A 13,854-nucleotide genomic window follows, 5' to 3' on the forward strand; every position below is an offset into this window, starting at 1 on the left:
TTCGAAACAAAGATGAGAAATAAGAAATATAAAATCGTTTTGTTTTTGGCTTTGATTTCAGGGTTGATAGGTCAATCCTGTACAGATTTATTGGATGAACCTCTGGAAAATAAATTTATTGCCGAAAATACAGATTACACGCAGTTCCAAAACATGGACTTGTTACTTTATGGAGCTTATAATGAATTTTATTCCCTTCAGTGGGAAAGCTACCCAATCATTAGTGTGAGAGGGGATGATGTCAATGCAGGTGGTGATCAGGTACCCTTGACAGAAACCGATAATTTTCAATACAATAGGAGCTTTTGGATGTACAATTCCACCTGGCTAAACCTTTACTCTGACCTTCTTTTTTGGCATGGTGCCATGGAGGAAATTGAAAAATACAGAGAGGCAGGAGCCAATGAAGCAGATACTCGCCAATATATTGCTGAAATCAAGGTGCTTAGGGCTTATGAACTGATGTACCTGGCAAAACTTTGGGGCTCAGTATTGATTCCTAGTTCTTCAGAGCCAAGCCACCTTTTTAACGTTGAGCTTTCTGATTTTGATGCGGTTATGGAACATATTTCCGGACAAATGGATGAAGCCATTCCTGATCTTCCCAGCGTTCATCCAAATCAAAGGTCTAAGGTTCGAGGTGGGGTAACCCGGTATACAGCCTTGGCAGTGAAAGCCCTTGCCAATTTAGAAATGAAAAATTACTCGGAAGTAGTAAATGCCACGGATGAAATCATTGGAAGTGGATTGTTTACACTAGAACCTGATTATTATCAGCTCTTCAAGCTTCCAGGAAAGCTAAATGACGAAAACTTATTGGAGTTGCAATACTCGGATTTTGGCCAAGCGAGTGGGACCAATACCAGGTATTTATGGGATTTTTTCGGCCCGGCCAACTGGACACCGACTGTTGCTGGTGCCGGAGGGGGATGGGGCTTTTGGGAGCCTTCTGTTAAATATGTGAAATTCATGCTGGACCGAAATGAGCAAGAAAGACTATCTACTACGGTGCTCTTTACTCCTGACGGTATCGCCGAAATTCAAGCGGATCCTGCCTACGCCACCCTGCCCAATTGGGTAAGCAACAGCAGTGAAGATGGAGATGTTTTTAACAATCATCCCAGGTATAATTTCCTCAGTGGAAAACATTACCTGCCTTCTACCCAACTTACACCTGGAAGGTTCTCTTATGGAGAAAATAAAAATTTCACCTGCATTAGATATGCCGAGATCCTACTCATCCATGCTGAAGCGTTGGTAAGTGGGGCCTCAGGTGGGGTGATTTCTGCAGATGAAGCCGTAAATCTGGTACGAAACAGATCAGGCTTAGGAAACCTTTCTGGTGTTGATCTTGATTCAGTTTTGGATGAAAAATTTGCTGAATTTGGCATGGAATGGGGTATCCGGTATTATGATTTGGTGCGCCATGACAAAACCAGTGTGCTTAATTATGGAGGAAGAACCTATGATGCCGGGGCAGATAGATTCTTGCCCTATCCTCTTGAGCAACAGGATATTTTACCTCAAATCAAAGAGGCAGCAAACAACAATTAATGAGAAAAATAAAATGTAATCCAATGATAAAGAATAGGTTAAGTTTTATTGTTTTGATGTCAATAATCATCAGTTCATGTACAGATGGATACATTGATGATATTGACTATGTGGCACCGGGCACGGATAATGAGGCGCCTGAAATCACTGTTAATTTTCCAAGTGAAGGAACTCAAATTCGTGTTGTTGAGGATGTCACCGCCATAAATATAGACTTGGAGGTCGTTGATGATATTGAAATCAATGAGGTCTCATTGGTAATGGATGGAAGCGAAATTGCCAGTTTCAATGATTTCCCTGATTATAGGAGGTTTTTATCTGTATACAATTTTGAAGGGCTAACCAATGGGCAACATTTGCTTGAAGTAACGGCCACAGACATGTCCGGTAAATCGGCTACTGAGTCCGTTACTTTTGAAAAAACGGAGCCCTATCAACCCATCTATGACAATGAGGTATTTTATCTACCTTTTGATGGTGATTATGTGGAATTGATACAGCTTTTAACTCCTGATATTGCTGGTGCGCCGAGCTTCGCAGATGGCATAGTGTCCAAAGCTTATGCAGGAAATACTGATTCCTACCTTAAATTTCCGACCGAAGGCTTGAAGAGCAACTCATTTAGTGCCGTATTTTGGTACAAGGTTAACGCCGATCCGGACAGGGCAGGCCTTCTGGTGATGGGACCTCCGGATGAAGCCAATCAAACGGCAATGAACAATAGGACTTCAGGCTTCAGGCTGTTTAGAGAAAATGCCGGAGGCATGCAGCGGATAAAATTAAATGTAGGAACGGGAACAGGTGAAAGTTGGTTTGATGGCGGCGCTGCTGCTGACATTGATCCGACATTGGATGAATGGAGCCATATTGCCTTCACTATTGGTCCGGATCAAGCCACTGTTTATATAGATGGTGAAGTTGTTAGTCAAAATGATTTTTCCGGTATTGATTGGACCGGATGTGATTTATTGTCTGTCGGCTCCGGAGCTCCCAGGTTTGCAGGCTGGGGTCATTTATCTACTTCAGGCTTGATTGATGAGCTGAGGATTTTTGATACCGTATTGAGCCAAGAGGAAATTAAAGGGATTATTTCTACTGAAAGTAATTAAGCTGTACACTGATTGGTAGCCTGATTTAATAGGCTACCATTTTTTATTTTCTACCCCATGTCTAGAATAACATGCTGCTTTTTAATCCTTATTTTATCCTTTTCCTGTCAGGAAGAAACTGCCGAACAGCCTATTTTGCAAGTAACAAAAGTAATGGTGGGTTCTCTGGTCTTAAATCAGGATTACGATCAAAATTCGGGAATAGAGACCAATGAAAGCATTACCATATATTTTTCGTCTGCAGTTGACCGGGTCAATTTGGAGGAATCTATTCAGCTAAAGGAAAAAGAATCCGGCCAATCCGTAAATTTTAATCTTAACTTCTTCAGTGAAAATAAGGAGGTAAGGATTCAGATTATTGGTTTGATGAAACCCGGTACCACCTATGTGCTAGAAATAGAGCAGGGGCTCAATGGGACCATGGAAGGTCTTTTCTTGGGCTATAATGTAAACTATACCACCAAATCAGCAGCTTCAAGCCTAGTGGATTTTGAGATCCAAGGCGCCGAATGGATTGGAAATCGCCGCTGGGCAAATGCGGCCGTCTCCTTTTCCCTAAAACTCAGCTTCTCAAAGCCTACCACCCTTATATTGGAGCACCTTGAATTAACACAGGATGGAGTGGCCAGGGAACTGCTATTAGAGGCAGGGGATGATGATGTCTCCTGGTTTGTAAAAAGTGCCGATAAATTAGGGGATTTTAAGAGGCATACCTTTACAATCAGAGACCTTGCTCAAGCCGGTGAATCTAAAGTTCTGGAAGCGTTTACCTTGGAATTTTATACCGGGAAATCGGAAGAAAATAAGTTTCCGGCTTTGGATAATTCGGCCTTATTAACACTTATTCAGGAACAAACCTTTAAATATTTCTGGGATTTTGCCCATCCGAACAGTGGCATGATCAGGGAAAGAAATACCTCAGGAGATCTTGTGACCACAGGGGGAACCGGCTTTGGATTGATGGCTCTTATTGTGGGAATAGAAAGAGGCTTTATCAGTAGAAGTGAAGGTGTGGAAAGGTGGAGAAAAGTGGTAGATTTTTTGTCTAAAGCTGACCGATTTCATGGAGTTTGGTCTCATTGGTTGAATGGAAATACAGGGCAAGTGATTCCTTTCAGTCCCAAAGACGATGGGGGAGACCTTGTAGAAACGGCATTGTTAATCCAAGGATTGTTGACGGTAAAAGAATACTTGGATCCCAACAATACAAAGGAAAATGAAATCATAGGAAAGATCAATGAGCTGTGGGAGGAAGTTGAATGGGACTGGTATACCAGAGGAGGTCAGAACAAATTGTTCTGGCATTGGTCCCCCAATCATGCCTGGGACATGAACTTGCCTGTGACAGGCTACAATGAGGCTTTGATTGTATATGTTTTGGCAGCAGCTTCTCCAACCCATGCTATTGACGCAGAGGTGTACCACCAGGGTTGGGCCAGGTCCGGGGCTATAGCCAATGGGAATACCTATTTCGATCAGGCCTTGGCTTTAGGTCCTGAGATGGGAGGCCCTCTGTTTTATTCGCATTACTCATTTTTGGGCTTAGACCCCAGGAATCTTCAAGATCAATATGCAAACTATTGGGATCAGAATGTGAGTCACAGTAAGATTCACAGGGCCTATGCAGTACAAAATAGTTTGGGATTTGTAGGGTACAGTGCGGAAATGTGGGGACTTACAGCCAGCGACAATCAAGCAGGCTATGGTGCCCATTCACCAACAAATGATTTAGGAGTTGTGACACCAACAGCCGCACTTTCATCCATGCCTTACACGCCAGAGGCCTCCATGGAAGCACTTAAACTCTATTATTATAGTTTGGGTGACAGGTTATGGGGAGAATATGGCTTTTATGATGCCTTTAACCTTACAGAGAATTGGTTTGCAGATAGTTATCTGGCCATAGATCAGGGGCCAATAATTATTATGATTGAAAACCACAGAAGCGGATTATTATGGAATCAATTTATGAAAAATGAACAGGTGAAAGAAGGCCTGGATAAGTTAGGATTTACTTATTAAAATTGATACATGGTCTGGCCATTAAAATACAAATAAAATGAAGAAGACATTCAACGCATATTTTATTATTCTCGGGATTGGACTGCTTGTTTTAGGTTGCACCGAAAAAGAGGTCTCATCAAATAGGATCCTCGCCAAAGGCTATGCCAGGCATGTAGAATTGCAATGGGAGCCTGTGCTTGGAGCTGAATCTTATACCGTTTTCGTTAAAAAGGAAGACAGCGATTATACGGAAAGAGCAAGTATAAAAGATACAATTTACCTTGATTTTGTCAATGATTTGGGAACTGAGCTTACACTTTCTTATAAGGTGGAAGCCCAATTAAAAGACGATACAGAGAGTTTGGGAGAAGCTACCGTTGCTACCCGTTCCATGTCAGATGAACAACTATTGGACATGGTTCAATATTATACTTTTCGTTATTTCTGGGAAGGTGCAGAACCCAATTCCGGAATGGCTAGGGAGCGTATTCATATGGATGGAAACTATCCCCAAAATGACCAAAATGTAGTGACCACAGGAGGGACAGGATTTGGACTATTTGGTCTGATTGCCGGAATTGAGAGAGCTTGGGTGAGCAGAGAAGAAGGTTTCAAGCGTTTTGAGCGCATTGTTGATTTTTTGTCTAAAGCAGACAGGTTTCATGGAGTCTGGTCCCATTGGATCCATGGGGAAAACGGTAAAGTGAAGCCTTTTGGTAGCGATGATGATGGGGGAGACTTGGTTGAATCTGCCTTCTTGATGCAGGGCCTTTTGGCAGTAAGGGAATATTACAAAAACGGCAATGAGCAAGAGAAAGCATTGGCCCTAAAGATAGACGAACTTTGGAAGGCAATGGATTGGACCTGGTATACTCAGGGCGGGCAAGATATACTGTATTGGCACTGGTCTCCTAATTTTGGTTGGCAGAAGAATTTTGGCATAAAGGGCTACGATGAATGTATGATTACCTATGTGTTGGCAACATCCTCTCCAACCCATGCTGTGCCGGCTTCGGTCTACCATAAAGGCTGGGCAAGGGATGGTGACATTGTAGGGAATACGGAAGCCTATGGATACCAATTGCCCCTCAAACACAACGGATCGCCTGAATATGGTGGGCCATTGTTCTGGTCCCATTATTCCTATTTGGGTTTGGACCCAAGAGGACTAGCGGATAAATATGCTAACTATTGGGAAAACAACCGCAACCATAGTCTGATCAACCGGCAATGGTGTGTAGAAAATGATGGAGGATTTAAGGGCTATGGAAAAGACCTTTGGGGCTTAACGGCAAGTTATACGGTAACAGGTTATGCTGCCCATAAGCCGGGATCGGATTTGGGCGTAATTTCGCCGACTGCAGCCTTGTCCTCCATACCTTATACCCCGGAGGAAAGCATGGCAGTGATCCGGAATTTATATTACAATTATGGTGAAAAGGTTTTTGGCCGTTATGGGTTTTATGATGCCTTAAGTCCGGAAAAGGATTGGTATCCACAGCGGTATTTGGCCATCGATCAGGGGCCTATAGTGGCCATGATAGAGAATTATCGCACAGGTTTGGGATGGGATTTATTTATGGCTGCCCCTGAGGTGCAAGAAGGTTTGGACAAGCTAGGGTTTAGTGTTTCTGAGTAATAGCTATTCCAAACGCTTTCAAATCCCTCCGCCACGGCGGAGGGTAAGGGTGATTTTTTTCGTAAAATGTAAACCCAAAGTAGTATTTGAATAATAATCGGTAAACTTTTTTATGAACGAGTTAGAAGGATATCCGAGGTTTAGGCAGTTATAGTTCCACCTAAATTATTTTTTGGAAAAACGCTTTATTTATGTTTAAATTGAAAGAAATATAAACCTTCTATTGTGAATTTTTACCGCCAACCAACTTTTGTAGTAGCCATTTCTTTGTGCCTGTTTTTTTTGGTTTTGGCTTTTACTTTTCCTTTGGGAATTAGGGAGAATCTGGCAGTTGCCGCTGCATCCACATTAGCTGTGTTTGGCAATTATTACCTGGTATTGGGCTTATTGATGGTTTTGTTGCTTTTAGGTATAGCCATTTCTCCATGGGGGAAATTAAAAATTGGGGAAGGGCCGGTGAGCTATGGTTGGTTTTCGTGGATTGCTATGTTGTACAGTACAGGGATGGGGGCAGGGTTGATGTTGCGGGCCGTGCAAGAACCGGTTTATTATTTTACCAAACCTCCCCGAGCCACAGATTTGTCTTCAGAGGTATTTGCATTGGAGTATACTTTTTTTCATTGGGGTTTTACCCCTTGGGCTTTTTATGGGCTTTTTGGATTGATGGTGGGTTATCTGGTTTACGGAAAGGGGAGGCTGATGCTCAGTTCTTCACTTTTGGTGGGGAGATACCGTAAGCCTGTCTTGATCGTCATTGTGGATGTGATTACCATTATTAGTACTTTATTTGGCGTGGTAGGAGCTGTAGGGCTGGGCAGTAGGCAACTTTTGGTAGGATTTCAGCAATTGTTCGTGGATGTTGAAATAAGCTACGGCAACAATGCTTTTGTGGTTTTGTTTTTGGGTAGTCTTGCGACCTTATCCGCCTTTTCTGGGCTAAGTAAGGGAATTAGAAATGTTTCAAGATTTAATATTTCCGTTTCCTTATTCTTATTGTTGGCCACCTTATTTTCAGGGAATATCCTAGGCATTGTCAATAATTTCGGCTTATCGATCGCTGCCTATATTTATGATTTTATACCCATGAGTCTGAATTATGGAGACAAAAGTGTCTCTCAGGAATTTTTGATGGATTGGACCTTTTTTTATTGGGCTTTTTGGTTGTCCTGGGCACCGTTTACAGGTGTATTTATAGCAAGAATTTCTAAAGGAAGGTCTTTCCGCGCGTTTATATTTGGAGTGATTCTAGTTCCTTCTTTGGGCACCTTTCTATGGTTTTCTGTTTTTGGCTCTTCTGCTTTTGAGCTGATCGGAAAGCCGGAAAATTACCAAGGGCAATTTGATTCGTTGTATGGATCTATTTTCGTATTTCTTGATAGTTTTTCTTTTAGTGGTATAATGAAACTATTGGCCTTCCTCTTGGTCTTTACATTTCTTATCACTTCTCTGGACTCTGCCATCTATGTATTGGGAATGTTTGCTGACAACGGAAATAGAGAACCAAACAACAAACATTTGTTAGGGTGGGGGCTGATCCTATCTGTTTTCACCATTGCCACCTTATTTATAGGCAAAGAGCAGTTGCTACAGGCTGTTAGTCAGTTATTAATTCTTATCGCTCTACCTTTTAGTTGGGTTTACCTATTGATGATTGGAAGTTTCCTTTATATATTAGTCAAAAAGAAAAACCATGATGCATTATAACATAAATAAAGGTCTCCTATCCTTGTTCTTTATCATTTTTGCATCGATTAACTTTTCTTGTGAAAGCAATAAAAAACTGGCCTCCTATGAAGGAGAAAAGCACAAAGGCGTTTGCTGGGTAGGTACCAGAAATCCACTTACAGGAGGGGAATTACAATCCCTAAAGGAATTGGGTGTGAGCCATCTCTCTCAAACACCATTTGGTTGGCAGAAGTCTGTTTCTGAGCCTGACTTGAATTGGGAAAAACACCGCAACAAAACCTGGTGGGGAGAGAGCAGCAATGGACTCTTGTCTACTTCTGACACGGCCAAGGCTTTGGGAATTACTGACATTTTAAAACCTCATATTTGGGTTCGTGGGTCTTGGCCCGGAGAAATAGCCATGAGCAATGAGCAAGACTGGAACTTGTGGTTTGACAATTATAAAGACTTTATTCTTTATTACGCTCGAATAGCTGAAAAGCAAGGTATCCCTATTTTATGCATTGGTACTGAATTGGAAAAGGCCAGTCACAAAGAGAAAAAGTGGCGGGAGATTATTCATGCCATACGCGAGGTGTACTCCGGAAAGCTAACCTATGCAGCGAATTTTACCGAATACCAAAAGGTGAATTTTTGGGATGCTTTGGATTATATAGGCATTCAAGCCTATTTCCCTTTGGTCGACCACCAAAATGCTCCTGATTTAAGCCAATTAATTAAGGGCTGGGAAAAAGTAATCCCGGAAATAGAGCAAACAAATATCACCTACCAAAAGCCGGTAATATTCACTGAAATTGGTTATTGCAATACGGAAGATGCCGCACATTCTCCATGGGTTTGGCCCAATGAAAGGCGAAGTGCTACCCTTTCGGAGAAAGTCCAAGCCTTATGTTATGAGGCTTTCTTTGAAGCAGTTTGGGATAAACCATGGATGCAAGGAGTGTATTTCTGGAAATGGTATCCTGAACCTAGGGGACGTGAACCTGATTTCACTCCCCAGAATAAAATGGCGGAGAAAATAATGAAAAGGTATTTCTTCAACCCAAAACCTACTGATGGTTAAACCAGAAATTCGTTTAAAATGATGCAAAGTAGCTCATGCGTTTAACTTTTCATTTTTACGGGAATGGATGTCTTGCGGTTGATATATCCATGTATACCGGCAATTACGATTAAGACCCCTGCCAATACCAGGGCCACAGTACTTAGCGTGGCATTCAATTCCCATTGCTTGACAGCAATTGCTGATATTCCCCAAGCACCTACCAATGCCGCTTCTCTCATGTTTCTATAATAGGTTAACAAGCCATAGATAGTGGTGGCCACGATAAGTACCAAAGCAGCCCAGCCTGTTTCTGTCCAAATACCTTCCAATATTCCTGTATTTTTTATTCCCACAGAAAGGGTCAAAACCGTAGCCAGAATCACCCAGCCAATATAGAGGCAAATGGGCCACCATACGAAAAAGATGGTTTTCAAAGGTGCATCATAGGTTTCTAGTCTTAGTCTTATCACCAATTGAATCAATGAGAAGAGTAAAACTAGGATTACCAACACAGAAAGGAGTATTTGTTCATTGACCCACACATAAATCCAAAGCGCATTGCTTAAATTGGCTACGATAAACCAAATACCAGATGGCAATAAAGAGGTTTGGTTTTGGTTTTTAAAATAACCCATCCATTGATAAATGAGGTAGGCAATTAAGGCAAAATAAATTAAGCCCCAAATGGAAAATGCATAGCCCGCTGGGGTAATTAAGGTGGTGAAATCATCGCTGATGTCGCCTACTGAATTACCAAAATAATCTCCGGAGCCTCCCAGGTAATTGATAAATAAGGTGAAAATAAAAGTGAGCGTATTGGTGAGGATTAGTGGTAATGCTTTCATTTTGAATTTGGGTTTTGTTGTAAGCTTAGCTGAAATTCAGATTTTTTTATGGCCCTATAAGTCCTTTTTCTGAGCAAGGGAAGGCTTTTTGCGTAATAGGCCGCCAAAAGGAGAACGCCTAAACTTCCCAATGCAAGCGTTGCCGGAGCCCCAATCCAATCCGTAACGAACCCAATAACAAAACTACCCAAGGATAGAGATCCCATAAACAGCATAATATAAAAACTTAATACCCGCCCTCTTTTTTCTTCAGGAGCAATGGATTGAATTAAAGTATTGGATCCGGTAAAGATGATCACTCTGCCTAGTCCCGTAGCTAAAAGGGCCAATAGGGATAACCATAAAATTGAACTAAAGGAGAATACAGCCAAACCTAAGCCGAAGAGTATTGTTCCTATTAATATTAATTTATCTAAACCTAAAATGTTATTTTTAGTACCTACAAAAAATGCACCAATCAAGGAGCCCAGGCCTACAGCACTGGTCATGTATCCAAAGATGACCGCATCTCCGTTAAATATTTCTGCAGCAAATACAGGTAAAATGACCATATAAGACATACCAATAAGAGTAATGGCAGCCACAAACAACATGATGAACCGAAGGTGCTTGGTTTTAAAAGCAAAACCGGCTCCTTCTGAAAATGCATTTTTGAAGTTTTGTTTTAAGGAATTGTTGGCCAAAGGTTTGTATTGAATGAAAGTGAAAAGGCCTACCACGCTGAAGCTTGCAAGTGCATAAAGCAGCAGACAGTAGCCTTCTCCTATAATGGGGATAAGAATTCCCGCGAGGGCAGGGCCTACAATTCTGGCAGTATTAAAAAGGGAAGAATTTAAGGCGATGGCGTTGGTCAGGTAAGCCTTGTCCTTAACCAAATCATTGACAAAAGCATGCCTGGATGGCATTTCCAGTCCACTGACCAAGCCAAAAACAACTTCTAGACCCAGTAGGATATTAAAGGTAATATTGTCGGTAATTGTAAAAACTGCCAAGGTCAAAGCATTGATAGCAATTACTGTCTGACAAACCATCAAGAGTTTGTGTTTATTGTACTTGTCAGCAAATACTCCGGCAAAAATTGATATTAGGAAGGCCGAGATTTCTCTCGAAAAGGAAATCACTCCCAAAAGTAAGGCAGAGCCTGTAAGACTATAAACCAACCAGCCTACCACCACTTGCTTCATCATATTTCCTAGGTTGGAGAAGGCCTGACCTGCAAAGAAATACCTGTAGTTGGATGAAGAAAGGGATTTAAAAATCAGCATGATTAATTAGAAAAATTCTTTACCAATAGGAGTTCAAAGACTTGGAATACCTACCTCCCTCTTGCAATGAAATCAGGATTCTGTGAATGGACAGTTATCCGTTGATTCATGCAATGTCGAAAAAGGGAAGTTGGTATTAATTCACTTCGTCTTTTAGCTCTTGATGTCTAATAATCAATTATTCTGTCAATTGGTTTCAAAAGCGTAAATAAGTTTAAATGCTTTGGACAAAAGTCTCCCATTCTTTAAAAGGTTTGGACTTCATTACCCTGGGGAATTTTACTTGGCCACCTTTTTTCTTTTGTTTTTCATTGTAGTCAATAAAAGTAGTAAGAGGAACAATTTTCACATCAATACTTTTTAGGGCCTTATTTCTAGCGACATTATAGTTTTTATTGTTGTCACGAAGAAATGCATCCAAAAAGTCTTTAACTTCTTCTTCCTCTGCATTTCCTGAATCTTTGCCCAAATACCAGCGGTGGAGGTAATCACCATCTTCTTCTATAGCCGCAACGGTATATTCCGGAATGGTCAGGTTAAATTTCTCTTGGACCGCTTTCATGGCTTTGTCCATTTGGTGCACACCCAATTGACTCCCTACTACGTTTAAGAAAAACTTTGTTCGCCCTGTGATTTTGATTTCCCCCTTTTCTTTATCGGTAAAAGCAATGGTATCTCCAATCATATAGCGCCATGCACCGGATACAGTAGAAATCAATAGTATATAGTCTTTGTTCTCTTCCACTTCACCAATGGTCAATGCTTTGGCCTCAGGTTTTACAGCTCCATTTTCATCCATGTTTTCCGATTCAAAAGGAACAAATTCAAAATAAATACCATTGTCTAAAACCAAGGCCATGGCTTCTGTTCCCGGTCGATTTTGAAAAGCTAAAAACCCCTCTGAAGCCAGGTAAGTGTCTATATAAACCAGCGGATGCGCCAGGTTTTTCTCGAAACTTTTCCTATGGGGTTCAAAAGCCACACCTCCAGGAGTATATACCGAAAGGTTAGGCCAAATCTCATGAATAGAGGAAACTCCATGGTAAGCAATAACCCGCTTCATCATTAATTCAATCCATGAGGGAATGCCTGAAATACTTCCTATATCCCAATCTTTTGCGTTTTTTGCAATTTCTTCAATTCTTTGGTCCCAGTTTTCTATAGCTGATATTTCAGGGCCGGGTTTATAAAAACTTTGAAACCAAAATGGGATCTGGCTGGCACTTATCCCACTTATTTCTCCTTCCAGAAAACCGTTGTTTTTTTTCAAGGCAGTAGAACTTCCCAACATCATAATTTGTCGCTCAAAAAAATCAGGTGGTAAATCATATTTGGATAAACTGACCACCTGCTGTATGCCGGTATTTCTGATCGAGTCAATCATTTCATCGGTTACGGGGATGTATTTGCTATTGCTCGTGGTTCCTGAGCTAACAGCAAAATACTGATTGATACCCGGCCAAGTGATGTCCTCGTGTCCCTCTCTGATCTTATTCCACCATTCTTTATAAATCTTGTCATAATCATGGTAGGGCACCTTCTCCTGAAATGCCTGGGAGGTGTCCTTTGCATCAAGGATTTTTTTAAACCCATAGTACTTCCCGAAGGAAGTGTCTTTCGCCGTGTCTAGAAGATGTTTTAAAACTTTTGACTGCGCTTTTTCAGGACTGTCTTCGGTACTTAATTTACCCCCTAGTTCGATTGCTTTCTTTATTAATTCACCAATTACCGGCATATGTTCTGCTAATTTTTAAAGTCTAATTGTTTTTTTGATTAACAAGCAATTATTAGACCACTAAAACTTTATTTTCTTTAAGTGTTTGTAATTTAGTCATTTAAAAAAATTTTGATTATGTTTACAAATTGAAATTTGAATTTCTGACCTAATACTAGGTTTTTAGGTTTGCTAATGGTCCGACCTTGGAACTACCTGCATGATATGTTTAGTTTCAGATCACCCAAATTGTTTTGGATTTTAGTAAGTCGCAATTAGTTTTAAGCTTTTAGCAACTGTATTTTATTTTGTATTTCTTTTTAACAAAACCAATGGTGGACTGTTTCAAATTGTTTAGATAAATAATCCATTTTTCATTTATTTAAAAGTCTGCTTCCTATAATATTTCTGATGGCAAAATGGAATAATTTTATTCTATTACAGGGTATTGGGTGCAGCCGATTATTAAATGGTTCAATTTTAAACTTATTCTTTAAATTTATTATGAGCACACCCTTAGAAATCACGTTTGGCGCAATAAGTGATGCTTTATATAGTTTTGACTTCCCGGAAATTGATTTGGTTTTGGGCCTTTCCGAAAAAGGAAAAGCACCTGCTTTAATGATTGCCCACCAATTAGGTGTGGCGCTAAAAATCATGGATTTTTCCGAATCCCTTGAATCCAACGATTTGATCCTATCAAAAGTTGAGGAAGAAGAGCCGGGTATGGACTTTTATGGTCATCACCGTATATTGATCGTTGATGATATGGCACTTGCAGGCAACAAGCTTAGTAAAATTAAAGAAAAAATCAGGGTGGATGAGGTCTATTCTTTTGCGCTTTTTGGAGAAGCTGATTTTGTATTGTTTCCCAAGGTGAAATCCAAAGTGAAAATGCCTTGGGCTATAGTTCGATAAAAGTGTAACCGCAAATATTTAATAGATCTTCTGTTACCAGCTAAAATCACTTCCAATTCAGCTATGCAATTGGAA

General features: G+C 40.7%; 10 protein-coding genes. 7 read left to right on the forward strand and 3 right to left on the reverse strand.

The features are described 5' to 3' along the window. Positions 1-12: 12 nt before the first annotated feature. From ACYVHJ_RS23235 to ACYVHJ_RS23260, 6 genes are all read left to right on the forward strand, one after another. Complete coding sequence (locus ACYVHJ_RS23235) at positions 13-1,554, forward strand: RagB/SusD family nutrient uptake outer membrane protein (protein ID WP_460519953.1); 1,542 nt, start codon at positions 13-15, stop codon at positions 1,552-1,554. A 23-nt stretch (positions 1,555-1,577) separates the two neighbouring features. Then, positions 1,578-2,663 (forward strand): LamG domain-containing protein, encoded by a 1,086-nt coding sequence (locus ACYVHJ_RS23240; protein WP_460519956.1) that lies wholly within the window; start codon positions 1,578-1,580, stop codon positions 2,661-2,663. A gap of 57 nt (positions 2,664-2,720) precedes the next feature. After that, complete coding sequence (locus ACYVHJ_RS23245) at positions 2,721-4,685, forward strand: glucoamylase family protein (RefSeq protein WP_460519959.1); 1,965 nt, start codon at positions 2,721-2,723, stop codon at positions 4,683-4,685. A gap of 37 nt (positions 4,686-4,722) precedes the next feature. Next, positions 4,723-6,306 carry a glucoamylase family protein gene (locus tag ACYVHJ_RS23250; RefSeq protein ID WP_460519962.1) on the forward strand — a complete coding sequence of 528 codons (1,584 nt, stop codon included), beginning with the start codon at positions 4,723-4,725 and terminating at the stop codon, positions 6,304-6,306. Between the two features lie 225 nt (positions 6,307-6,531). Then, a complete protein-coding gene (locus ACYVHJ_RS23255) occupies positions 6,532-8,010 on the forward strand; it encodes a BCCT family transporter (RefSeq protein ID WP_460519965.1) in 1,479 nt (492 codons plus the stop codon). Then, positions 7,997-9,055: a glycoside hydrolase family 113 gene (locus tag ACYVHJ_RS23260; protein WP_339903374.1), complete on the forward strand. Its 1,059-nt coding sequence runs from the start codon at positions 7,997-7,999 to the stop codon at positions 9,053-9,055. The genes ACYVHJ_RS23255 and ACYVHJ_RS23260 overlap by 14 nt, the downstream gene beginning before the upstream one ends. A 41-nt stretch (positions 9,056-9,096) precedes the next feature. On the opposite strand, the gene ACYVHJ_RS23265 is transcribed toward ACYVHJ_RS23260, so the two are convergent. From ACYVHJ_RS23265 to ACYVHJ_RS23275, 3 genes are all read right to left on the reverse strand, one after another. Further along, a complete protein-coding gene (locus ACYVHJ_RS23265) occupies positions 9,097-9,882 on the reverse strand; it encodes a hypothetical protein (protein WP_460519968.1) in 786 nt (261 codons plus the stop codon). Then, positions 9,879-11,147 (reverse strand): MFS transporter, encoded by a 1,269-nt coding sequence (locus ACYVHJ_RS23270; protein WP_460519971.1) that lies wholly within the window; start codon positions 11,145-11,147, stop codon positions 9,879-9,881. Before ACYVHJ_RS23270 ends, ACYVHJ_RS23265 begins: the two co-directional genes overlap by 4 nt. A 214-nt stretch (positions 11,148-11,361) precedes the next feature. Next, a complete protein-coding gene (locus ACYVHJ_RS23275) occupies positions 11,362-12,882 on the reverse strand; it encodes a GH3 domain-containing protein (RefSeq protein ID WP_460519974.1) in 1,521 nt (506 codons plus the stop codon). Between the two features lie 483 nt (positions 12,883-13,365). Between ACYVHJ_RS23275 and ACYVHJ_RS23280 the strand changes: the two genes are divergently transcribed. Beyond that, positions 13,366-13,779, forward strand: a complete 414-nt coding sequence (locus ACYVHJ_RS23280) for a hypothetical protein (protein ID WP_339903370.1) — start codon at positions 13,366-13,368, stop codon at positions 13,777-13,779. The last annotated feature ends 75 nt before the right edge of the window (positions 13,780-13,854 follow it).

Source organism: Cyclobacterium sediminis (assembly GCF_054781075.1).

Excerpts from the sequence above, each read along its gene's own strand:
- ACYVHJ_RS23265 (WP_460519968.1), bottom strand. The coding sequence starts at position 9,882 with ATGAAAGCATTACCACTAATCCTCACCAATACGCTCACTTTTATTTTC.
- ACYVHJ_RS23280 (WP_339903370.1), top strand. The coding sequence starts at position 13,366 with ATGAGCACACCCTTAGAAATCACGTTTGGCGCAATAAGTGATGCTTTA.
- ACYVHJ_RS23250 (WP_460519962.1), top strand. The coding sequence starts at position 4,723 with ATGAAGAAGACATTCAACGCATATTTTATTATTCTCGGGATTGGACTG.
- ACYVHJ_RS23245 (WP_460519959.1), top strand. The coding sequence starts at position 2,721 with ATGTCTAGAATAACATGCTGCTTTTTAATCCTTATTTTATCCTTTTCC.
- ACYVHJ_RS23270 (WP_460519971.1), bottom strand. The coding sequence starts at position 11,147 with ATGCTGATTTTTAAATCCCTTTCTTCATCCAACTACAGGTATTTCTTT.
- ACYVHJ_RS23260 (WP_339903374.1), top strand. The coding sequence starts at position 7,997 with ATGATGCATTATAACATAAATAAAGGTCTCCTATCCTTGTTCTTTATC.
- ACYVHJ_RS23240 (WP_460519956.1), top strand. The coding sequence starts at position 1,578 with ATGATAAAGAATAGGTTAAGTTTTATTGTTTTGATGTCAATAATCATC.
- ACYVHJ_RS23235 (WP_460519953.1), top strand. The coding sequence starts at position 13 with ATGAGAAATAAGAAATATAAAATCGTTTTGTTTTTGGCTTTGATTTCA.
- ACYVHJ_RS23275 (WP_460519974.1), bottom strand. The coding sequence starts at position 12,882 with ATGCCGGTAATTGGTGAATTAATAAAGAAAGCAATCGAACTAGGGGGT.